Below are 20,481 nucleotides of genomic sequence, written 5' to 3'. Positions count from 1 at the left end.
CCGGGGTGCTGGCCGCCGCGGCCGCCGCGGCGCGGCGCCCGGGCCTCGCCGCCGTGGCCGGGGCCGCCTGGGCCGGGCTCACCGCCGACTTCGCCGCCCGGCGCATCGCGCCGGGGCCGGGTCCGGGCGAGGAGGGCTGGGGCCGGGAGTGGGCCACCATGGCGGCCACCTCCGCCGTCATCCCGTGGGCCGCCGTCGCCCACCACCTCCGGGGCACGGCTCACTATCGCGGCGCCCCGGCGTGGCCGCCGCCGGTGCGGGCGGTGCTGTTCGACCGGGACGGCACCCTGGTCCACGACGAGCCCTACAACGGCGACCCGGCCAAGGTGCGGCCGGTGGACGGCGCCGCCGCGGCGCTGCGCCGGCTGCGGGCGGCCGGGCTGGCCGTCGGGCTGGTCACCAACCAGTCCGGCGTCGCCCGGGGCCTGCTCACCCCGGCGCAGGTGTCGGCGGTCAACGACCGAGCGGCGGACCTGCTCGGCGGCTTCGACACCGTCCAGGCGTGCCCGCACGGGCCCGGGGACCGGTGCGGCTGCCGCAAGCCCGCGCCCGGGATGGTGCTGCGCGCCGCCGCGGCGCTGGGGGTGGCGCCGTGGGAGTGCGTGGTGGTCGGCGACATCGGCGCCGACGTCGGGGCCGCGCTGGCCGCCGGGGCGCGGGCGGTGCTCGTGCCCACGCCGGTGACCCGCCGCGAGGAGGTCGCCGCCGCCCCGGTGGTGGCCGCCGACCTGGCCGAGGCCGCCGAGCTCGTGCTGGCCCTGGCCGCCCCGGAGGGCGCGAGACGTCAAGAAGCGCGCAATGGCGCGAGACGTCAACACGGGCGCAATGGCGCGAGACGTCAAAAAGGGCGCGAGACGTCAAGAAGGGCGCGGGTGGGCAGCCCCGCTGCCGCTCCTGAAACCGCCGCGGGCGAGCCGGACCTGCGCCACCATGCGCCCACCCCCGCCGAGGAGGTGCCGGCATGACCCGCGTGCTCGCGGTGCGCCTGGACAGCGACGGCGACGTGCTGCTCACCGGCCCGGCGCTGCGCGCGCTGGCCGCCACCGCCGACCGGCTGGACCTGCTCGTCTCCCCCGCCGGCCGGGCCGCCGGCGAGCTGCTGCCCGGCGTGGCCGAGGTGGTCGTGTTCGACGCGCCCTGGAGCGGGTACGCCCCGCCGCCGGTCGACGCCGCGGCGGTCCGCGCGCTGGTGGCCGACCTGGCCGCCCGCCGCTACGACCGGGCGGTGGTCTTCACGTCCTTCCACCAGAGCCCGCTGCCGATGGCGCTGCTGGCCCGGCTCGCGGGCGTCCCGTTCGTCGCCGCCACCAGCGTCGACTACCCGGGCTCCCTGCTCGACGTGCGCCACCACCGGCCCGAAGGCCATGAGGCCGAGGCCGCCCTCGACCTGGCCCGCGCCGCTGGGGGCGTCCTGCCCGCCGGCGACGACGGGCGGCTGGCCGTGCGCGGCCCGCTGCCCGACGTGGCCCACCTCGTGCCGGCCGGCCCGTACGTGGTGCTCCACCCCGGCGCCTCCGTGCCGGCGCGGGCGCTCGCCCCGGACCACGCCGGACGCATCGCCGCCGCCCTGCGCGCCGCCGGCTGGCCGGTGGTGCTCACCGGCGGGCCCGGCGAGCGCGACCTCGCCGCGGCCGTCGCCCGCGCCGCCGACGACCCGGCGCCCGCGGTGGGCCCGGGCGCCTCCCGAGCGGACGCCGCGCTGCACGACCTCGCCGGGCGCACCAGCCTGGCCGAGCTCGCCGCCGTCCTGGTCGGCGCGGCGTGCGTCGTCGTCGGCAACACCGGCCCGGCCCACCTCGCCGCCGCGGTCGGCACCCCGGTAGTTTCCCTCTTCTCCCCCGTGGTCCCGGCCGAGCGGTGGGCCCCCTACGGCGTCGAGGTGGCGCTGCTGGGCGACCAGGCGGCGCCGTGCCGGGGCAGCCGCGCCCGCGAGTGCCCCGTGCCGGGCCACCCGTGCCTGACCGGGGTGGCGCCGTCCGCCGTCGTCGACGCCGTGGCCGCCCTGGCGCCGCACGCGATGGGGGTGCCGGCATGAGGATCCTCATCTGGCACGTGCACGGGTCGTGGGCGACGGCGTTCCTCCAGGGCGGCGAGGACTACCTCCTGCCCGTCGTCCCCGGCCGCGGCCCGGACGGGCGCGGGCGCGCGGACACGTGGACCTGGCCCGAGCGGGCCCGCGAGGTCACCCCCGCCCAGCTGCGCGAGGAGGGCTGCGACGTCGTCGTGCTCCAGCGCCCGCACGAGTTCGCGCTGCTGGAGGAGTGGACGGGGCTGCGCGCGGGGGTGGACGTGCCGGCGGTGTACGTCGAGCACAACGCCCCGCCCGAGAAGGCCGCCGCCACGGTGCACCCGCTGGCCGGGCGCGGCGACATCCCGGTCGTGCACGTCACCGCCTTCAACGCCCTCATGTGGGACTGCGGCGCGGCGCCCACCACCGTCATCGAGCACGGCGTGCCCGACCCGGGCTACCGCTACACCGGCGAGCGCGAGCGCCTCGGCGTCGTCGTCAACGAGCCGGTGCGCCGGTGGCGGGTGGCCGGCACCGACGTCCTGCTCCGCCTCGCCGAATCCGTGCCCGTGGAGGTGTACGGCATGGGCATGGCCGCGCTGGCGGAGCGGGCGCCGGCGCTGTCGGGCTTCCTGCACGACGACGTCCCCCAGGCGGCCATGCACGACGCGCTCGCGCGGCACCGCGCCTACTTCCACCCCTACCGATGGACCTCGCTGGGCCTGTCCCTCATCGAGGCGATGCTGCTCGGCCTGCCGGTGCTGACCCTGGCCACCACCGCCGCGCCGGAGTCGGTGCCCGCCGCGGCCGGGGTGGTCAGCTCCGACCCGGAGGCGCTGGCCGGCGCCGCCCGGCGGTGGCTGGCCGACCCGGACGAGGCCCGCGAACGGGGCCTGGCGGCCCGCACGCACGCGGCTGACCGGTTCGCCCTGGAGCGCTTCCTGTCCGACTGGCAGAGGTTGCTGAAGGAGGTGGTCTGATGAGGATCGCGATGGTCTCGGAGCACGCGAGCCCCCTCGCCGCGCTGGGCGGGGTGGACGCCGGCGGGCAGAACGTGCACGTGGCGGCGCTCGCCTCGGAGCTGGCGCGCGCCGGGCACGAGGTGGCCGTGTACACCCGGCGCGACGACCCGGCGCAGCCGGTGCGCGTGGAGATGCTGCCCGGGGTGCAGGTGGTGCACGTCCCGGCCGGCCCGCCCACGGCCCTGCCCAAGGACGAGCTGCTGCCCTTCATGCCCGCCTTCGGCCGGTGGATGGGGCGCGAGTGGGCCGCCGGGCGCGCCCCCGACGTCGTCCACTCCCACTTCTGGATGTCCGGGCTGGCGGCCGTGGAGGCGACCCGGGCGGTGCCCGTGCCGCTGGTGCACACCTACCACGCGCTCGGCTCGGTCAAGCGCCGCCACCAGGGCGCCGCGGACACCTCCCCGCCGGGCCGGGTGCGCCTGGAGTCCGACCTCGGCCGCCGCGTCGAGCTGGTCGTCGCCACCTGCTCGGACGAGGTGCGCGAGCTCGGCCGCCTCGGGGTGCCCGCGCGCCGGGTGCGCGTGGTGCCCTGCGGCGTCGACGTCCAGCACTTCTCCCCCGCCGACGGCGCCCCGGGCCGGTTCACCCCGGCCGGCGTCCCGCCGCGGCGCCTGCCGCACCGGCTGCTGTGCATCGGCCGGCTGGTCGAGCGCAAGGGCGTGGCCACCGTCGTCGAGGCCCTCGCGGCGCTGCCGACGGCGGAGCTGGTCGTGGCCGGCGGGCCGGCCGCCGAGCGCCTCGGCGACGACCCCGAGGCCCGGCGCCTGCGGGCGCTGGCCGAGCGGCTCGGCGTGGCCGACCGGGTCCGGCTGCTCGGCGCCGTCGCCCACTCCGCCATGCCGGCCCTGATCCGGTCCGCCGACGTCGTCGTCGCCACCCCCTGGTACGAGCCGTTCGGGATCGTCCCGCTCGAGGCCGCCGCCTGCGGGCGGCCGCTGGTGGGCAGCGCGGTGGGCGGCCTGCTCGACACCGTGCGCGACGGCGTCACGGGCCTGCTCGTCCCGCCGCGCGACCCCGCCGCGCTCGCCGCCGCCCTGGGCCCGCTGCTCGCCGACCCGGTGCGGCGCCAGCAGTACGGCGCCGCGGCCCGCCGCCGGGCGGTGGAGCTGTACGGGTGGGACCAGGTGGCCGCGCGCACGGAGGCCGCCTACGAGACCGTGGCACTGCCCGCCGTGAAGGAGGCGACCGCATGACCGCCGAGGTGTGGATCGACGAGCACGAGCGCGAGCTGCGCCAGGCCCTGGCGAGCCTGCGGGCCGACGCGGCCACCGTGGAGGCCTGGGGCCGGCACCTCGCGCACCGGCTGCGCGACGGCGCCCGGCTGCTCGCCGCGGGCAACGGGGGCAGCGCCGCCGAGGCGCAGCACCTGACCTCCGAGCTGGTCGGCCGGTTCCTCGCCGAGCGCCGCCCGTTCTCGGCGATCTCGCTGTGCGCGGAGAGCTCGAGCGTCACCGCCCTGGTCAACGACTACGGGGTGGAGGAGATGTTCGCCCGGCAGGTCGAGGGGCACGGCCGCGCGGGCGACGTGCTCGTGCTGCTGTCCACCTCCGGGCGCAGCCCCAACGTGCTCCGGGCCGCCGAGCGCGGCCGCGAGCTGGGGCTGCACGTGTGGGGGCTGACCGGCCCGGCGCCCAACCCCCTCGCCACGCTGTGCGACGAGGCGCTGTGCGTGGACGCGCCCTCGACGGCGGCCATCCAGGCCGCCCACCTGGTGGCCATCCACGCCCTGTGCGCCGCGGTGGACGAGCACCTGGCCGTCGCCCCGGCGCGGCCCGTGCGGCGCGAGGGGCCGCGGCGGGCCGTGCGCCCGCCGCTGCGCGAGGCGATCGCGTGAGCCGCATCCCCGCCCGCGCGCACGTGGTGGTGGTCGGCGACGTCGTCCTCGACGCCGACGTCGACGGCCGGGTCGAGCGGCTCAGCCCCGACGCGCCGGTGCCGGTGGTCGACGTCACCGGACGGCGCGAGAGCCCCGGCGGGGCCGGGCTGGCGGCGCTGCTGTGCGCCGCGGGCGCCCAGGTCACGCTGGTCGCGCCGGTGGCCGACGACGCCGCCGGCGCCCGGCTGGCCGCCCAGCTCGAGCGGCACCTGACCCTGGTGCGCCTGCCGCACCAGGGCGGCACCCGGACGAAGACCCGGATCCGCAGCGGCGGGCAGTCCCTCGTGCGGGTGGACGACGGCGGCCCCGGCGCGCCGGGCGACCTGGACGCCGAGGCCCGCGAGGCGGTGCGGGAGGTGCTGGCGGCGGCCGACGCCGTGCTCGTCTCCGACTACGGCGCCGGCGTCACCCGCGACCCGGCGCTGCGCGACCTGCTCGCCACCGCGGCATGCCGGCGGCCGGTGGTGTGGGACCCGCACCCGCGGGGTGGGGAGCCGGTCGTCGGCGCCACGCTGGCCACCCCGAACCTCGCCGAGGCGCGGGGGGCGTGCGGGGAGGACGCCCCGCCCGACGTCCTCGCCGCCCGGCTCGCGGCGGGGTGGGGCGTGCGCGCGGTGTGCGTCACCGCCGGCGCGACGGGGGCGTTCCTGGCCGCCGCCGGCACCGAGGCGGTGTTCGTGCCCGCCGTGAGCGCCGCGGGCGGGGACCCGTGCGGGGCCGGGGACCAGTTCGCCGCCACGGTGACCGTGGCGCTCGCCGGCGGGGCGCTGCCCTCGGAGGCGGTGGAGCGGGCCGTGGTCGACGCCTCGGCGTGGGTGGCCGCCGGCGGGGCCGAGGGCTACCGCGCCCGCCTCGCCGCGGCCGCCCCCGCGCCGAACCGCGCCGTGGCCGGCCGCACCGAGGCGCAGCCAGAATGGCATTCTGGTCGCTCGGAAGCGCAGCCAGAACGGCAGGTTGGTCGCGCGGGAGGGCGGCCCGGCCGCACGCTGGAGGAGCTCGCCGCCCGGCTGCGCGCCGCCGGCGGCACCCTCGTGGCCACCGGCGGGTGCTTCGACATCGTCCACGCCGGCCACGTCGCCACCCTCCAGGCCGCCCGGCGCCTGGGCGACCACCTCGTCGTGCTCATGAACTCCGACGCCTCGGTCGCCCGGCTCAAGGGCCCGGGCCGGCCGGTGGTCGGCGCCGCGGACCGGGCCCGCGTGCTCGAGGCCCTCGACTGCGTCGACGCCGTCGTCGTCTTCGACGAGGACGACCCCCGCGAGGCCCTGCGCCGCCTGCGCCCCGACGTGTGGGCCAAGGGCGGGGACTACGGCGGCGCCCAGCTGCCCGAGGCGGACGTCGTCCGCGCGGGCGGCGGCCGCGTCGTGCTCCTGCCCTACCTGGGCGGGCTGTCCACCACCACGATCATCGAGCGCTCGGCCGCCTCGGTCGGGCGCGCGTCCTGACGAAGGAGAACCGCGTGACCCAGCAGAGCACCCGTCCGGCCGCCGACCTCACCCCGCGGGAGATCGGCACCGTCTACGTCACCGGCGGCTCCAGCGGCCTCGGGGCCGCCGTCGTCGAGGCGGTGCGGCGGGCGGGCGGCACCCCGGCGGTGCTGGACCGGGTGCCGCCGGCGGACGGCGTCGCCTTCGCCGAGGTGGACCTGTCCGACTCGGCCGCGGCCGCCGCGGCGGTGGCGGACCTCGCCGAGCGGGTGGGGCCGCCGTCGGCGGTGGTGACCGCCGCGGGCACCGACGCGTGCGGGCCGCTGGCCGAGATCGACCCGGAGGCGTGGGAGCGGGTGGTGCGGGTCAACCTCTTCGGCACGGTCGCCGTCGTGCGCGCGTGCCTGCCCTACCTGGAGCAGAGCCGCGGGACGGTCGTGACGGTCTCCTCCACGCTGGGCCTCCGCGGGGCCGACGCCGCCACCGCCTACTCGGCGTCGAAGTTCGCCGTCCGGGGCTTCTCCCAGGCGCTGGCCGCGGAGTACGCCGGCCGCGTGGGCGTGACCTGCCTCGTGCCCGGCGGGATGCGCACGGCGTTCTTCGACGGCCGCGAGGAGCGGTTCCGCCCGGCGCCGGACCAGGACCTCAACGACCCGGCGCACACGGCCGCCACCGTCATCACCGCGCTGCGCCAGCCCGTGGGCAGCGAGATCCGCGAGATGCTCGTCATGGCGTCCGGGGAGACCTCCTGGCCGTGACGGCGGCGCCCGGCAGCGTCGGGCCCGACGACGCCGCCCGCTTCCCCGACGGGGACGTCCTCGTCCTGCGCGCCCTGGGGCTGGGCGACGCCCTCACCGGGATCGCGCCGCTGCGCGGGGTGCGGCGGGCCTGGCCGCGCCGCCGGATCGTGCTGGCCGCCCCGGCCGGCGTGGGCGGCTGGCTGCGCTCCCTCGGCGTGGTCGACGCCGTGCTGCCGACCGCTGCCGTCGACAGCCTGGACGGCGTCCGGCTCGACCCCGCGGGCCTGCGCCCCGGGCACGTCGCGGTGAACCTGCACGGCCGCGGACCGCAGAGCCACCGGGTCCTGGCCGAAACCGGTCCGGCGCGCCTGGTCGCCTTCGCCAACGCCGACGCCGGGCACGACGGACCGCCCTGGCGGGCCGGGGAGCACGAGGTGGCGCGCTGGTGCCGCCTGGTCAGCTGGGCCGGCGGGCCCTGCGACGCCGCGGACCTGCGCCTGCCCACCCCGGGCGGCCCACGCACCGCGGTGGTGCTCCACCCCGGGGCGGCGTCGCCGGCGCGGCGCTGGCCGGTCCGGCGGTGGTCCGCCCTCGCCCGGCGGCTCGTCGAGGCGGGGCACCGGGTGCTCCTCACCGGATCGGCCGCCGAGGCCGGCCTGTGCACGCAGGTCATCGCCGGCGCGGCGAGCGCGGGCGCCACGAGCGGCGCCTCCATGGACCCGCCCGGCGCCGACGCCCCGGCCGTCAGCTCCCTCGCGGGCAGGCTCGACCTGCCGGGCCTGGCCGACGTCGTCGGCCGCGCCCGCCTCCTGGTCTGCGGGGACACCGGCGTGGCCCACCTCGCCACCGCGCTCGGCACGCCGTCGGTCCTGCTGTTCGGGCCGGTCTCGCCCGCGGCCTGGGGCCCGGCCGTGGACCCGCACCTGCACACCGTCCTGTGGCACGGCGACGGCGCCGGCGACCCGCACGCCCATGCCGTGGACCCGGCCCTCGAGGCGATCGGCACCGACGAGGCGTGGGACGCCGTCGAGCGGGCCCTGGCCGCCGTGGCGGCCTGACGACGTCAGCTCTTCGTGCCCGGCTCGTTCCGACGGGTCTCGAACTCGCTGTGCCCGTTGGGGCACTTGGGGATCGGGCGCCCGGCCGGCCTCTCAGGCGGTCTCGCTCAGCGCCCGGGCGAACCACTCCACGGTCCGGCCCAGGCCCTGCTCCCACGGCACCCGCGGACGCCACCCGAGGACCTCCTGGGCCCGGGTGGTGTCCGGCCGACGCACCTCCGGGTCGTCCACCGGGCGCGGGACGAAGTCGATCCGGGACGCCGAGCCGGTGGCGGCGATGACGTCCTCGGCGATCTCGCGCACCGACCGCTCGTGCGGGTTGCCGATGTTGATCGGGCCCGGGTGGTCGCTCGCGGCCATCGCGAGCACCCCCGCGACCAGGTCGTCGACGTAGCACACCGACCGGGTCTGGCTGCCGTCGCCGGCCACCGTCAGCGGCTCCCCGGCGAGCGCCTGGCGGATGAAGGTCGGGATCGCCCGGCCGTCGTGGGGACGCATCCGCGGGCCGTAGGTGTTGAAGATCCGCACGATGCCGGTGTCGACGCCGTGGGTGGACCGGTAGGCCGTCACCAGCGCCTCGCCGTAGCGCTTGGCCTCGTCGTACACCCCGCGCGGGCCGATCGGGTTGACGTGGCCCCAGTAGTCCTCGGCCTGCGGGTGCACCTGCGGGTCGCCGTACACCTCCGACGTCGAGGCCAGCACGAACCGCGCGCCCTTGTCCCAGGCCAGCCGCAGCGCCCGCTCGGTGCCGACGGACCCCACGCGCAGCGTCTCGATGGGCAGCTCGAGGTAGTCCACCGGGGAGGCCGGCGAGGCGAAGTGCAGCACCAGGTCGACGTCGCCGCGCACGTGGGTGTTCTCGGTGACGTCGCAGTGCACCAGCTCGAAGCCCGGGTGGCCCATCAGGCCCGCGACGTTCTGCGGGGTCCCGGTGAGGAAGTTGTCCAGGCAGACCACCTCCCACCCCCGCGCCAGGAGCGTCTCGCACAGGTGGCTGCCGAGGAACCCGGCGCCCCCGGTCACCACCGCGCGGCCCGGCGCCGCGGCCGGTCTGTGTACCACCTGCAGCACTCTCATCGTCGTCCTCCTTCGGACATCGGTTCGGGCACCGGCCCGGCCGGCGCGGCCCGCTCCAGCAGGTCCAGCTGTTCGAGCACGTGGGCGGGGGTGCGGTGGCGGGCGCGCCGGGCGGCGGGCAGCTCACGCAGCGCGTCGCGGAGCCCCGCGCGCGCGGGCGCTCCCGCCCGCGCCGCCCGCCAGCCGCGGGCGACGGCGCGCCGCCACGGCAGCCGCATGGCGCCGGTAAGCACCGAGGCGCGGGTGATCGCGCGCACCCGCTCGTCCGGGGCGTGCCGCCGCGGGGAGGGGTGATGGTGGACGACGACGTCGTCCAGGTACGTCATGGCCCAGCCCAGGCGGGCGAGGTCCAGCGCGACCCGCTCCTCCTCGCCCGGGAACCGCACCACGGGGTCGAAGCCGCCGGCGGTGAGGAAGGCGTCGGTGCGCACCATGGCGGCGCAGGCGACGAAGCCGAGCAGGGGCGCGCCCGGCACCCCGTCGGGACGCGGCAGCGGCGAGGCCGCCATCTCGGCGCACACCGGGTCCAGCCGCTCCTCCGGCCCGACGAGGATGCGGGCGTTGACCACGGCGAGGCGGGGGTGGGCCGCCAGCACCGATGCCGCCGCAGCGAGAGCCCCGGGGGCCCACCAGGAGTCGTCGTCGGCGAACGCGACGAAGTCGGTGCCGGCACGGGCGGCGCCGAGGGTGCGGGCGAAGGCGCCCATGTTGCGCCGCAGCCGGACCACCGTGACGTCCGGATAGGCCACGCGCACCGCCTCGGCGCTGCCGTCGGTGGAGGCGTTGTCGACGAAGACCACCGGGGCCCGGTGCCGGGCGAGGCTGGCAAGCAGCTCCTCGCGGCGGTTGCGGCTGGCCACGACGACCGTCACCCGGGGGTCCTCGACCGGGCGGCTCTCGGCACCGTGCGCGGCGGTCGTCACGCCGGCCCCGCCGCGCGGGCGTGGGCCACGGCCGCCTCGACGCCGTCCGTCCACGGCTCCCCGTGCCCTGGCAGCACCACCTGCGCGCCGGTGGCGGCCAGCGCGTCCAGGGAGCGCAACGCCATGGCGGAGTCCGCCGTCGCGGCGCCGGCGATGATCCGCGGGCCGGTGCGGGCGGTGTAGGGGTCGAGGGTGACCAGCGCGTCACCGCTCACGAGCACCCCGCGCGGCAGGCTCAGGGCGCAGTGGCCGAAGGTGTGCCCGGGCGTGAAGATCACCTGCGGGCGGCCCGGGACGTCCAGCGTCGTGCCGGGCTCGAGCGGCCGGGTATCGCGCACGCCGCGCACCCACAGGGCGCCGGCACGGGCCATGGCCGCGAGCAGCTTGATGTCGTGGGGGTAGCGCAGCGGGTATATCGCCCGGACGTTCTCGTGCGCGTACCGGTAGGGGTGGGCCGCGAGGTAGTGCTCGCGCTCGTGCGCCCACACCGGCACCCCGAGCCGCCGTTGCAGGCGGCGGGCCACGCCGACGTGGTCGAAGTGGGCGTGGGTGAGCACCAGGGCCCGCACGTCCCGGGGGCGGTGCCCCAGCTCGCGCAGCGCGCGGCCGAGCAGCGGCCAGAAGGCCGGCAGGCCCGCGTCGACGACGGTGACGCCGTCGTCGTCCTCGATCAGGTAGCAGTTCACGTAGGCGTGCTCGAGGCGGTGAACCCCCTCGGCCACGTTGCGGTGCAGCATCGCCCTCCCTCGCAGACGGCGGCGACCGGCCCGGGCGTCGGCCCGGTCTGGAGTAGGCGCCACCGTGGCACGGGCCCCACACGCCCGCATCCCGAGCCCGGCGGCGCCCACCGGCCCTGATCGAGGGCACGCCGCCGGGGCAGATCGGGGGGGACTCCGGCCCGGGAACCCCGCACCCGAATGCGCCGGTCATTCCCTGGTTTCCGCAGGTCGGTGGTGCCACACTGGGGATGTCGCGACGGGTGGTGCCTGCATGGCGCGCGCTTTGCCGCGACCGGTTTTCTCATCGGGGGAAAGGGAACCGGGATGCCCGACGGGGTCGAGTTCGACGTGCTCTCGCGGGCCGAGTGCCTGCGGCTGCTGCCGGTCGCCGGCCTGGGCTGGGTGAGCTACGCCCGGTCGGACGCCCCGCGGATGGTGCCGGTGCGCTTCCTCGTCCACGAGCACGAGGTGGTCTTTCGCACCGGGTACGGCGAACGGCTGGCGGCGGCGGTGCACGAGCCCGTGATGACGCTCGGCGTCCAGGCGCTCGACCCGGCGACGGGCACCGGCTGGTACGTCACCGTGACGGGCCGGGCGCGCCTCGTCGGCGACCCCCTCGTCAACGAGGGCCTGGCGGCGCCGTGGGCCGGCGGGCAGCTCCTCGTGGGCATCCCCGTCCAGGAGGTCGCCGGACGGCGGATCCTCCCCGAGGCCGCGGCGTCCCCGTCGGTGCGTCCGCTGCACCGGGTGCGCAGCGACGCCCGGCTGCAGATCGCCTGACGCCGGCGCCGGTCGGGCACCGGCGCAGCGCCGGGGTGCCCGGCGCGAGCGATCCCGGTACGCCCTGCGCCGCGCGCCCGTCGAGTTGCCGACCGGTCCGGCCCGGCAGACCCTTGGGGCCGAGCCACCCCGGCCCCCCTCGGCCCTCGCGGCCCCCGCGCCGTGGCCTCAGGAGGACCGGGCACCGACGCCGGCGCCGCCCGGCACTTCCCCGAGGAGACGCCATGGCCACGACCCGTCAGGCCCCGCACGAGGAGCACCCGGCGAAGCCGGACTCCCCCACGGAGATCCGCAAGCCGTCGTGGAAGTACGTCACCAAGCGGAGCTTCCGCGAGTTCATGGACGACAACTGCACCGACCTCGCGGCGGGCCTGACGTACTACGCGGTGCTGTCGCTGTTCCCCGCGATCATCGCGCTCGTCTCCATCCTCAGCCTCGTCGGCCAGGCGGAGTCCACGACCACCACCCTCAAGGGCATGCTCTCCGATGTCGTACCCGACACGACGATGCAAACCCTCGGCCCAGTGATCGACGCCCTCACCAACGTCCCGGCGCCCGGCGCCGGACTCGTCATCGGTCTCCTCGTCGCCCTGTGGAGCGCGTCGAACTACGTCAACGCCTTCGGGCGGGCCATGAACCGCATGTACGAGGTGCCCGAGGGCCGGCCGATCTGGAAGCTGCGGCCCTTCATGTACGCCCTCACCGCCGTGCTGCTCGTCCTCGTGGCGATCGCCGCGGTGCTGCTCGTGGTCAGCGGCCCCATCGCCCGCGCCATCGGCGACGTCATCGGGCTCGGCGACGTCGCGCTGACCGTGTGGAACATCGCGAAGTGGCCCGCGTTGCTGCTGGTGACCGTCGTCGTCGTCGCCCTGCTCTACCACTTCACACCCAACGTCAAGCAGCCGAAGTTCCGCTGGATCAGCCTGGGCGCCGTCATCGCCATCGTCACGGCGGCCCTGGCCGTGCTCGCCTTCGGCTTCTACGCCTCGCAGTTCGGCAGCTACAGCAAGACCTACGGCGCCCTCGCCGGCGTCATCATCTTCCTGCTGCTGCTGTGGATCACCAACCTCGCCCTGCTGTTCGGGGCGGAGTTCGACGCCGAGCTCGAGCGCGGCCGCGAGCTTCAGGGCGGCATCGAGGCGGAGGAGACGCTCCAGCTGCCCCCAAAGGACACCCGCGCCAGCGACAAGAAGGCCAAGAAGGCCGAGGAGGACGTCGAGCGCGGGCGCGAGCTGCGCGAGCGGTTCGAGCAGGAGGACGAGCCCGCGTCCCAGCGCGACGGGCGCCCCTGAGGCGCGGCTCGGCCACCGGATGCGGCCACCCGGGGCCGGTGCCACGGTGGATCCATGAGCGAGAACACCGGCATGAAGCCGTCCGAGGAGCCCTACGACCCGGACCAGGACCCCGACGCCGACCCGGAGTCCCTAACCTCCCACGAGGCGGCCCACCAGCCCTCCCAGGCCGAGGGCGAGGACGACGAGGAGGAGTCCGAGGGCCACGCCTGACGGACCCATCCAGCACCACGCCGCCCGCAGTCCCGCGACCGTGGGCGGCTCCACCGACGACGGGAGACCATGTGCGCGCACTGACCTGGCAGGGCAAGGAGGACGTCCGCGTCGAGGACGTCCCGGACCCCGAGATCAGCGAACCGACCGACGCCATCGTCAAGATCACCTCGACCGCCATCTGCGGCTCGGACCTCCACCTCTACAGCGTGCTCGGGGCGTTCATCGACCCCGGCGACGTCCTCGGCCACGAGCCGATGGGCGTCGTCCAGGAGGTCGGCCCCGAGGTCACGCACATCAAGCCCGGCGACCGGGTCGTCATCCCCTTCAACGTCTCCTGCGGCAGCTGCTGGATGTGCGCCCACGGGCTGCAGAGCCAGTGCGAGACCACCCAGGTGCGCGACCAGGACAAGGGCGCGGCGCTGTTCGGCTACACCAAGCTCTACGGCCAGGTCCCCGGCGGCCAGGCGGAGTACCTCCGCGTGCCCCAGGCCCACTACGGCCCGATCCCCGTGCCCGACGACGGCGAGCCGGACGAGCGCTACCTCTACCTCTCCGACGTCCTGCCCACCGCGTGGCAGGCGGTGGAGTACGCCAACATCCCCGACGGCGGCTCCGTCGTCGTCCTCGGGCTCGGCCCCATCGGGCAGATGTCCGCCCGCATCGCCCGCCACCGCGGCGCCGCCCAGGTCATCGGCGTCGACCTCGTACCCGAGCGGCTCGCCATGGCCCGCCGCCACGGCATCGACACCCTCGACCTGCGCGACGTCGACGACCTGCCCGACACGGTCCGCGGCCTGACGGCCGGACGCGGCCCGGACAGCGTCATCGACGCGGTCGGGATGGAGGCCCACGGCTCGCTCGGCTCGAGCGTCGCCGAGGTGATGCAGAAGGGCGCCGGCCTGCTGCCCGACGCGCTCGCCCGCCCGATGATCAAGAACCTCGGCGTGGACCGCCTCGGCGCCCTGCACCTGGCCATCTCCACCGTGCGGCGCGGCGGGACGATCTCCCTCTCCGGCGTCTACGGCGGCGCGGTGGACCCCATGCCGATGATGGAGCTGTTCGACAAGCAGCTGAACGTCCGGATGGGGCAGGCCAACGTGCGCCGCTGGATCGACGACCTCATGCCGCTGGTGAGCGACTCGGCGGACCCGCTCGGCGTGCTGGACCTGCGCACCCACCGGCTCTCCCTGGAGGACGCCCCGGGGGCGTACGAGACGTTCCAGAAGAAGCAGGACGGCGCGATCAAGATCGTCCTCGACCCCACCATCCCGGCCTCCCGCGCGCTGCACACGCCGGCCACGGACGCCGAGATCGCCGCGAACACGGCCGCCGACGTGGCGCCCGGGGCCCCCGAGGGGGCCGGCCCGGCGGTGGACCGGCCATGAGGGTCGCCGTCGTCGGGGCCAGCGGCAACGTCGGTACGGCGGTGCTGCGGGCCCTGGCGGCCGAGCCGGCGGTGACGTCGGTGGTGGGGATCGCCCGCCGGCCCCCGGACCGGCGGGCGGCCCCGTACGACGCCGCGGAGTGGGTCAGCGTCGACGTCGGCGCCCTGGCGATGAACGACGCCGCCGAGGAGGCGGTGGTCGCCCGCCTCGCGCGGGCCTTCACCGGGGCCGACGCCGTCATCCACCTGGCCTGGGTGCTGCAGCCGAACCACGACCGCGACGAGCTGCGGCGGATCAACGTCGACGGCACCCGCCGGGTCGCCGCGGCGTGCGCCCGGGCCGGCGTCGGCCAGCTCGTCGCCGCCTGCTCGGTGGCGTCCTACTCCCCGGTGGACGACGACGTGCCGCGGGAGGAGTCCTGGCCCGCCGGCGGCATCCGCTCCTCGCACTACAGCGTGGACAAGGCCGCCGAGGAACGGATCTTCGACGCGTTCGAGGCCGAGCACCCCGAGATCGTCGTCACCCGCCTGCGCACCGCCCTGGTCTTCCAGGCGGCGGCCGGCGCCCAGATCGCCCGCTACTTCCTCGGCCCGTGGGTGCCGGCGGGGCTGCTGCGCCCGGGCGCGCTGCCGGTGCTGCCGCTGCCGGCCGGCCTGCGCCTGCAGGTGGTCCACGCCGACGATGCCGCGCAGGCCTACCTGCAGGCGGTGCTGCGCCGGGCTCGTGGGGCGTTCAACGTGGCGACCGACCCGGTGCTGCGCGCCGCGGACCTCGCCCGCGTCCTCGACCACGGCCGACTGGTGGAGGTGCCCCCGCGGCTCATCCGCCCCGTCGTCGACCTGGCGTGGCGCTCCCGGCTGCTGGCCTCCGACGCCGGCTGGCTCGACATGGCCATGGGGGTGCCGGTCATGGACACCGCCCGGGCCCGGGCCGAGCTCGGCTGGGCGCCGCGGCGCGACGCCGAGGCGACCCTGCGCGAGATGCTCGAGGGCATCGCCGACCGCGCCGGCACGCCCAGCCCCACCATGCGCCCGCACGACCGGCAGTTCCGCGACGCCGGAGAGACCGGCGGGCGCCACCGCGAGAGCCCGACCCCTGGAGACGTCATGGCCGCCCACGTGCCCCCGCACATCGACGCCCACCTGCTGGGCCTGTACCTGTCGGACCACCTCACCGGGGCCACCGGCGGGAGCGACCGGATCCAGCGGATGGCCCGGGCGTACGCGGACACCGCCATGGGGCCCGAGCTGGCCGCTCTGGCCGACGAGATCACCGCCGCCCGGGAGGCGCTGCACGCGATCATCGATGCGCTCGACCTGCGCCAGCGGCCCTACCGCCAGGCGGCGGCATGGGTGGCCGAGCGCGCCGGCCGGCTCAAGCTCAACGGCCGGGTCCTGACCCGCTCCCCGCTCAGCCCGTTGCTCGAGCTCGAGATCATGCGCGGGGCCGTCAACGGCCAGGCCGGGCTGTGGGAGACGCTCGCCGAGCTCGCCCCCGACCTGGGGCTGCCGCGGGAACGCTTCGACGAGCTCGTCGAACGGTCTCACGCCTTCTCCCCACGCCTCGAGCGGCTGCACCAGATGGTCCGCGGGGAGGCGTTGCGCACCGGCGCCGAGGTGGGCGCACAGCAGCTGGCGTAGCAACGCCGGCTGGCTCGCCCTGACGCCGGCTGTCCGGCCTCAGCCCGGGTTCTCGCCGGGCTCGGACCGCAGCAGGTCCGCCGCCTCCTCCTCCGGCCGCGGCGGCACCGTCTCGTCCTCCTCGAGCAGCACCGGCTCGTCGAAGTGCTCATCGTGGCCGGGCTGCGCGTCGTCGCCCTTCGGGACGCGCGGGGGCTCCGGTTCGGCACCCATGGCGACCTCCTCGCCGTCGCGATCTCGTCCCTCCCAGCGTAGGTCAGGGCGATCGACGGTCTAGGCCGCTCGCCCGGCCCCCGGCATAACGAGCCCCAGGGCCCGGCACAGTTCCACCTCCCTAGGTGGCTCACATGACATAAGGGCCATCTGCGCCTACTCACGTTGAAGCCGAGCTGGCGCCGTGAGCTTGGTGCGACCCTGCCGTCGCACCTGTCCAGCCTGTCCGGCGTGCGGGGTCCCGGCCGACGGCGCAAGCCGCTGATCCGCCCATGCCGTCCGGAGTCACCTCGACCGCCAACCGTAGGACTAAGGCCACGAGGCGAGACCGGTACTACACAAAGCCCAGGGGTCGGATATTGCCACGTCTCTGTCCGTAAAGCGGGTCGCTACCGCTACCGTTTGAACCATCGCCACAGAGAAGGGGCATTGTCATCCCGTACGTCAACGAGTCGCGCAATGACAACTTCTCTGCAAGCACTTCAATCCGTGCGTCCTGGACCGACGAAAAGTGCCAACCGAGCAGGCGGGAAGCCGCCGACCTGGTGATGCGGCAAGCGGAACACCTGGCTGTAGAAGTTGCTACACCACTAACGACTGAGGACGAATGACTGTGCACACGCCAACCGATGACCTGGCGCTCACGCCCACTGACAATTCGGCACCCAGGCCTACCCATGACCCCGTGGCCGTCGCCGCCGATCTTGCAGCGAAACTGGCCACCCGGTCCCGGCATGTGTGTCTTCTACTGGGGGCTGGCACCTCGTGCGCCGCTGGCCTGCCCGACGTCAACGTTCTGCTTTCCCGAGTGCTCGAGAGCCTCGATGGTGCAGGCCGTCAGCTTGCGGAGGACCTCTACAGAGATAGGAATCTCGAAGAAGGCCTTACCAGGCTGCGACGCATCCGTGCGCTCCTCAGCCCCGGCGAGGAGTTCGCAGGATTTACTCCAGAGACCGCACTAGATCTGGAGATGAAGATTACGGCCAGCATCATCGACAACCTGCAGGCGCCCGCCCCGGACCTAGCAGCCGTGACCGCCTTCGCCTCTTGGGCAGCGGGCGAGTTCTATCTCAAGCCCATTGAGGTGTTCACGGTCAACTATGACTTGCTGATCGAGACTGGCCTCGAGTTGGTCGGCGCCTCTTACTTCGATGGATTCGTCGGATCCCTCCGTGCACACTTTCGCCCGGATCTCGTGGAGCCCCGCGACACCGCAGTCGATCAACTACCTAACTCCTTCGTTCGGCTGTGGAAGTTGCACGGGTCGTTGAACTGGCTCGCAGCCGAGAACGGCACCGTTGTACGCACCGGCAGCGCTGTGGCTCAGCAAGATATGGCGGCGATCTACCCGTCAGACGAGAAGTACGACCAGTCCCGACGGGTCCCATTCGTGGTGCTTCATGATCGGCTGCGCCGTGCCCTTGCAGAGCCAGAGACGTTCACACTGGTCTCCGGCTATTCATTTGGCGACGCCCACCTCAATGAGGTGCTGTTCGACGCGGCTAGGCGTTACCCCCGATCTGAGATCGCTGTCTTCTGCTACAGCAGCATTCCCGACGAACTTGTAACTAATATCCAGCCCAACATCACAGTGGTCGCCGCTAGCGAGGCGATCATTTCCGGCGAGCGCCGGGACTGGGGGAAACCAGAAGCTTCCATGACCCCTGAGGTGTGGAACGGCAGCAGTTGCCAACTTGGCGATTTCACCTCGTTGAGCCGATTCTTGGCGAAGGCACGGCGCATACCAGGCAACGGGCTGGAATCGGTGCCGGTTGAAGGGACAATCGGTGACGCAAACTGACCCGACCTGCATCGGACGTGTCAGCCACGTCGTGGGCGCAACCGTCACCGTTCGCTTGGATCCGGAACTGGCAGGGGTCGCTCCGCTGTGGCGCGGCCGACTCCAGCCGATCGGGCAGGTCGGATCGCTGGTAACCCTGCCGCAGGGTCCGGTGCGGCTACTGGCTTCCGTAACGCTCGTTGGCATCTCGGAACTTGCAGGCGCGCTGCCGCCGGTAGATGTCGTGCAGACAGGAGACCGGTGGCTTCGACTGCAACTGTTGGGCGAAGTGGATGCCGTCGGTCGGTTCCAACGAGGAGTGACATCGTATCCCGGCCTGGACGATCCAGTTCATTTTGCTGAGCCGGAGCTTTTCGCACGGGTCTACCCACCCCACTCAACCTCCCACGTTCGAATTGGTCGACTGGCGGCAAACCCTGACGTACCGCTCGCGTTGGAAGCTCGACGGCTGGTCACTCGGCACAGCGTTGTCGTGGGCTCGACGGGTGCGGGCAAGACCAGCACTGTGGCGAGCCTGTTACAGAAGTTTGTGCGGGAGGGGTGGGAGTCAGCAAACATCGTCGTCATCGACCCTCACGGCGAGTACATATCAGCCGTTCGCGACCTCGCGTCTGTTCGCTCAGTCACAGGCGACGGAGCCAACGCCCTGCGGGTCCCATACTGGGCGCTTCCCGCCACGGACATTCTCACGGCACTTACCGGGGGCGCCTCGACGAACGCGACTCTGGTTAACCGTTTCATCGAACTCGTCGCGGAGCAGCGAAGACAATACGCTGACGCTTGCGGGTGGCTCTCGGACTCGAGCACGGTCACCGCCGATACGCCCATCCCGTTCGACTTGCACGAGGTGTGGCACAAACTCGACTACGACAACAACGCCACGGTGACGAAGAAGTCGGGCGGAACAGATTGCGTCATCGATTCAGGGGATCCACGCAGCCTCAAACCAGCTAAGTTCACGCCGCACGGTCCCGGTGGTACCCCGCCGATGCAAGGGCCGTTGTACGGCAGGTTCGGCACTGTGCCGGGGCACATTCGATGGCGTATGCGCGACCCGAGATTCGCGTTCTTCCTCAAGCCTGATTCACAGACGCTAGACCACGATCCGTTCATCGAAGTTCTCGACGAGTGGCTCGGCGGCGAAAAGCCGCTATCGGTCCTGGATTTCTCGGGTGTCCCCAGCGAAGCCGCTGATCTCGCTATCGGCGTCGTGCTACGGCTCCTCTTCGAGCTGTGTCTCCGCTCCACCCCAGAAGTGGGAGTGGGCCGGCACCGGCCGGTGCTCGTGGTGATGGAGGAAGCACACAGATTCCTTGCGGAGGGTTCGACAGTTCGAGTCGCGCGCGACTCGGTCAACCGGATCGCGCGTGAAGGTAGGAAGTACGGGATCGGGATGATGCTGGTGAGCCAGCGCCCGTCGGAACTACCCGAGACTGCGTTCTCTCAAGCCGGGACCGTAATCGCGATGAGACTCACGAACAGCGCTGACCAGTCGCGCGTCCGCAGCGGGCTACCAGACACGCTGGTCGGTCTCGCCGAAGCGCTACCCTCCCTCAGAACGGGGGAAGCCCTGATTGCGGGAGAGGCTATTGCGCTCCCCTCGCGCGTGATGATCGACGCCCCCCACCCCGCTCCGCATGCGGCCGATCCAGGCCTAGAAGGGTGGAGAGGTGCGCCTTCCATAGAGGGACTGCAGAACGCACTCGCCAAGTGGCGGGGGCTGGAAACAGAGGAATGAACGGCATGGTCGAGTGGATTTCGGTAAGTGACTCAACGCGCGTGGTGGCTGTGGCTTACGACGCTGAGAATGAAACGATTTGCGTGCGGTTCCCCAACGATGTCGAGTGGTGTTACGAAGCATGCCCACCACACGTCTGGGAAGACTTCATGGCGCCCGGCGTAAGCAAGGGGAAGTTCATTCACGATGTGTTGAACCACCAGACGCATCACCGTTACGAGCAACCACCCGCTTCTTAAGTCCGTGCCGTAGAAGCGCGAATCCGGTTGACGACCTCGCGACACATTACGACAAACGAGCATTCCAAGAGTGGACCACCCAACGCCCGTAGTACGCATTCGACTGTAAATCCGCGCCGACATGGCCGCCGTGAGCGTGGGCTCTAGCGAAGCTCGGGGGTAACTCTCGCCTGCTCCGCCGAGAAAGATCTCCGTATTGAACGCCGAGGGACACATTGGGGCGCGGCCACACCGCGAAACATTAAATGACTGTACGAGGTGGCCCGAGCCGCCTGGCTAGGCCGCTTCGCACCTGCGAACGGAGCGGACATGATCGAGGTCGACCTG

At 74.1% G+C, this 20,481-nt stretch carries 20 protein-coding genes; 16 read left to right on the top strand and 4 right to left on the bottom strand.

The window, feature by feature from the left end:
* The 8 genes from GD970_RS10790 to GD970_RS10755 all read left to right on the top strand — a co-directional run.
* The coding region (locus GD970_RS10790; RefSeq protein ID WP_152202893.1) for an HAD-IIIA family hydrolase at positions 1-965 on the top strand (965 nt) is incomplete at its 5' end.
* Complete coding sequence (locus GD970_RS10785; RefSeq protein ID WP_152202892.1) at positions 962-2,035, top strand: glycosyltransferase family 9 protein; 1,074 nt, start codon at positions 962-964, stop codon at positions 2,033-2,035. The genes GD970_RS10790 and GD970_RS10785, both read left to right, overlap by 4 nt.
* Entirely contained in the window at positions 2,032-2,988 is a 957-nt protein-coding gene (locus GD970_RS10780) for a glycosyltransferase family 4 protein (RefSeq protein ID WP_152202891.1), read from the top strand. The genes GD970_RS10785 and GD970_RS10780 overlap by 4 nt, the downstream gene beginning before the upstream one ends.
* Entirely contained in the window at positions 2,988-4,223 is a 1,236-nt protein-coding gene (locus tag GD970_RS10775; protein ID WP_152202890.1) for a glycosyltransferase, read from the top strand. Before GD970_RS10780 ends, GD970_RS10775 begins: the two co-directional genes overlap by 1 nt.
* Complete coding sequence (locus GD970_RS10770) at positions 4,220-4,864, top strand: D-sedoheptulose-7-phosphate isomerase (RefSeq protein ID WP_152202889.1); 645 nt, start codon at positions 4,220-4,222, stop codon at positions 4,862-4,864. Before GD970_RS10775 ends, GD970_RS10770 begins: the two co-directional genes overlap by 4 nt.
* Complete coding sequence (locus GD970_RS10765) at positions 4,861-6,351, top strand: PfkB family carbohydrate kinase (RefSeq protein ID WP_226925280.1); 1,491 nt, start codon at positions 4,861-4,863, stop codon at positions 6,349-6,351. Before GD970_RS10770 ends, GD970_RS10765 begins: the two co-directional genes overlap by 4 nt.
* Positions 6,352-6,365: 14 nt before the next feature.
* Positions 6,366-7,091 (top strand): SDR family oxidoreductase, encoded by a 726-nt coding sequence (locus GD970_RS10760; RefSeq protein ID WP_152202888.1) that lies wholly within the window; start codon positions 6,366-6,368, stop codon positions 7,089-7,091.
* Complete coding sequence (locus GD970_RS10755; RefSeq protein ID WP_152202887.1) at positions 7,088-8,131, top strand: glycosyltransferase family 9 protein; 1,044 nt, start codon at positions 7,088-7,090, stop codon at positions 8,129-8,131. The genes GD970_RS10760 and GD970_RS10755 overlap by 4 nt, the downstream gene beginning before the upstream one ends.
* A 93-nt stretch (positions 8,132-8,224) precedes the next feature.
* Here the strand turns inward: GD970_RS10755 and GD970_RS10750 are convergent, their stop codons facing one another.
* From GD970_RS10750 to GD970_RS10740, 3 genes are read right to left on the bottom strand one after another with little or no spacing between them, the layout of a single operon-like run.
* Positions 8,225-9,208 carry a UDP-glucuronic acid decarboxylase family protein gene (locus GD970_RS10750; RefSeq protein WP_152202886.1) on the bottom strand — a complete coding sequence of 328 codons (984 nt, stop codon included), beginning with the start codon at positions 9,206-9,208 and terminating at the stop codon, positions 8,225-8,227.
* A complete protein-coding gene (locus tag GD970_RS10745; protein WP_152202885.1) occupies positions 9,205-10,131 on the bottom strand; it encodes a glycosyltransferase family 2 protein in 927 nt (308 codons plus the stop codon). The genes GD970_RS10750 and GD970_RS10745 overlap by 4 nt, the downstream gene beginning before the upstream one ends.
* Positions 10,128-10,868 (bottom strand): MBL fold metallo-hydrolase, encoded by a 741-nt coding sequence (locus GD970_RS10740; protein WP_152202884.1) that lies wholly within the window; start codon positions 10,866-10,868, stop codon positions 10,128-10,130. Before GD970_RS10740 ends, GD970_RS10745 begins: the two co-directional genes overlap by 4 nt.
* A 306-nt stretch (positions 10,869-11,174) precedes the next feature.
* Between GD970_RS10740 and GD970_RS10735 the strand changes: the two genes are divergently transcribed.
* The 5 genes from GD970_RS10735 to GD970_RS10720 all read left to right on the top strand — a co-directional run bounded on the left by GD970_RS10735 (position 11,175) and on the right by GD970_RS10720 (position 16,163).
* The gene (locus tag GD970_RS10735; RefSeq protein WP_170297331.1) at positions 11,175-11,630 is read left to right on the top strand and encodes a pyridoxamine 5'-phosphate oxidase family protein; all 456 of its coding nucleotides are present in this window, start codon (positions 11,175-11,177) and stop codon (positions 11,628-11,630) included.
* 224 nt (positions 11,631-11,854) lie between these two features.
* The gene (locus GD970_RS10730; RefSeq protein WP_152202882.1) at positions 11,855-12,922 is read left to right on the top strand and encodes a YihY/virulence factor BrkB family protein; all 1,068 of its coding nucleotides are present in this window, start codon (positions 11,855-11,857) and stop codon (positions 12,920-12,922) included.
* A 54-nt stretch (positions 12,923-12,976) separates the two neighbouring features.
* Complete coding sequence (locus GD970_RS21640) at positions 12,977-13,135, top strand: hypothetical protein (protein WP_170297330.1); 159 nt, start codon at positions 12,977-12,979, stop codon at positions 13,133-13,135.
* A 71-nt stretch (positions 13,136-13,206) separates the two neighbouring features.
* Entirely contained in the window at positions 13,207-14,523 is a 1,317-nt protein-coding gene (locus GD970_RS10725; protein ID WP_152202881.1) for a zinc-dependent alcohol dehydrogenase, read from the top strand.
* On the top strand, positions 14,520-16,163 hold the full coding sequence (locus GD970_RS10720; protein ID WP_152202880.1) for an NAD-dependent epimerase/dehydratase family protein: 1,644 nt from the start codon (positions 14,520-14,522) through the stop codon (positions 16,161-16,163). Before GD970_RS10725 ends, GD970_RS10720 begins: the two co-directional genes overlap by 4 nt.
* A gap of 39 nt (positions 16,164-16,202) precedes the next feature.
* Here the strand turns inward: GD970_RS10720 and GD970_RS21635 are convergent, their stop codons facing one another.
* Complete coding sequence (locus GD970_RS21635) at positions 16,203-16,376, bottom strand: hypothetical protein (RefSeq protein ID WP_193314919.1); 174 nt, start codon at positions 16,374-16,376, stop codon at positions 16,203-16,205.
* Positions 16,377-17,061: 685 nt separating this feature from the next.
* On the opposite strand from GD970_RS21635, the gene GD970_RS10715 reads away from it, so the two are divergent.
* The 3 genes from GD970_RS10715 to GD970_RS22675 are packed head-to-tail and all read left to right on the top strand — an operon-like array spanning position 17,062 to position 20,154.
* On the top strand, positions 17,062-18,177 hold the full coding sequence (locus GD970_RS10715; RefSeq protein ID WP_211489946.1) for an SIR2 family protein: 1,116 nt from the start codon (positions 17,062-17,064) through the stop codon (positions 18,175-18,177).
* Positions 18,164-19,915: an ATP-binding protein gene (locus GD970_RS10710; RefSeq protein WP_211489947.1), complete on the top strand. Its 1,752-nt coding sequence runs from the start codon at positions 18,164-18,166 to the stop codon at positions 19,913-19,915. Before GD970_RS10715 ends, GD970_RS10710 begins: the two co-directional genes overlap by 14 nt.
* Complete coding sequence (locus tag GD970_RS22675; protein ID WP_211489948.1) at positions 19,912-20,154, top strand: KTSC domain-containing protein; 243 nt, start codon at positions 19,912-19,914, stop codon at positions 20,152-20,154. Before GD970_RS10710 ends, GD970_RS22675 begins: the two co-directional genes overlap by 4 nt.
* The last annotated feature ends 327 nt before the right edge of the window (positions 20,155-20,481 follow it).

Source organism: Georgenia thermotolerans, assembly GCF_009193185.1.
GTDB lineage: Bacteria > Actinomycetota > Actinomycetes > Actinomycetales > Actinomycetaceae > Georgenia > Georgenia thermotolerans.
The sequence above is the reverse complement of the archived record's forward strand: the minus strand, read 5'-3'. Positions and strand labels throughout refer to the sequence as shown.

Coding starts and splice junctions, on each gene's coding strand:
- GD970_RS10785 (WP_152202892.1), top strand. CDS start 962: ATGACCCGCGTGCTCGCGGTGCGCCTGGACAGCGACGGCGACGTGCTG.
- GD970_RS10780 (WP_152202891.1), top strand. CDS start 2,032: ATGAGGATCCTCATCTGGCACGTGCACGGGTCGTGGGCGACGGCGTTC.
- GD970_RS10775 (WP_152202890.1), top strand. CDS start 2,988: ATGAGGATCGCGATGGTCTCGGAGCACGCGAGCCCCCTCGCCGCGCTG.
- GD970_RS10770 (WP_152202889.1), top strand. CDS start 4,220: ATGACCGCCGAGGTGTGGATCGACGAGCACGAGCGCGAGCTGCGCCAG.
- GD970_RS10750 (WP_152202886.1), bottom strand. CDS start 9,208: ATGAGAGTGCTGCAGGTGGTACACAGACCGGCCGCGGCGCCGGGCCGC.
- GD970_RS10740 (WP_152202884.1), bottom strand. CDS start 10,868: ATGCTGCACCGCAACGTGGCCGAGGGGGTTCACCGCCTCGAGCACGCC.
- GD970_RS10735 (WP_170297331.1), top strand. CDS start 11,175: ATGCCCGACGGGGTCGAGTTCGACGTGCTCTCGCGGGCCGAGTGCCTG.
- GD970_RS10730 (WP_152202882.1), top strand. CDS start 11,855: ATGGCCACGACCCGTCAGGCCCCGCACGAGGAGCACCCGGCGAAGCCG.
- GD970_RS21640 (WP_170297330.1), top strand. CDS start 12,977: ATGAGCGAGAACACCGGCATGAAGCCGTCCGAGGAGCCCTACGACCCG.
- GD970_RS10720 (WP_152202880.1), top strand. CDS start 14,520: ATGAGGGTCGCCGTCGTCGGGGCCAGCGGCAACGTCGGTACGGCGGTG.
- GD970_RS21635 (WP_193314919.1), bottom strand. CDS start 16,376: ATGGGTGCCGAACCGGAGCCCCCGCGCGTCCCGAAGGGCGACGACGCG.
- GD970_RS22675 (WP_211489948.1), top strand. CDS start 19,912: ATGAACGGCATGGTCGAGTGGATTTCGGTAAGTGACTCAACGCGCGTG.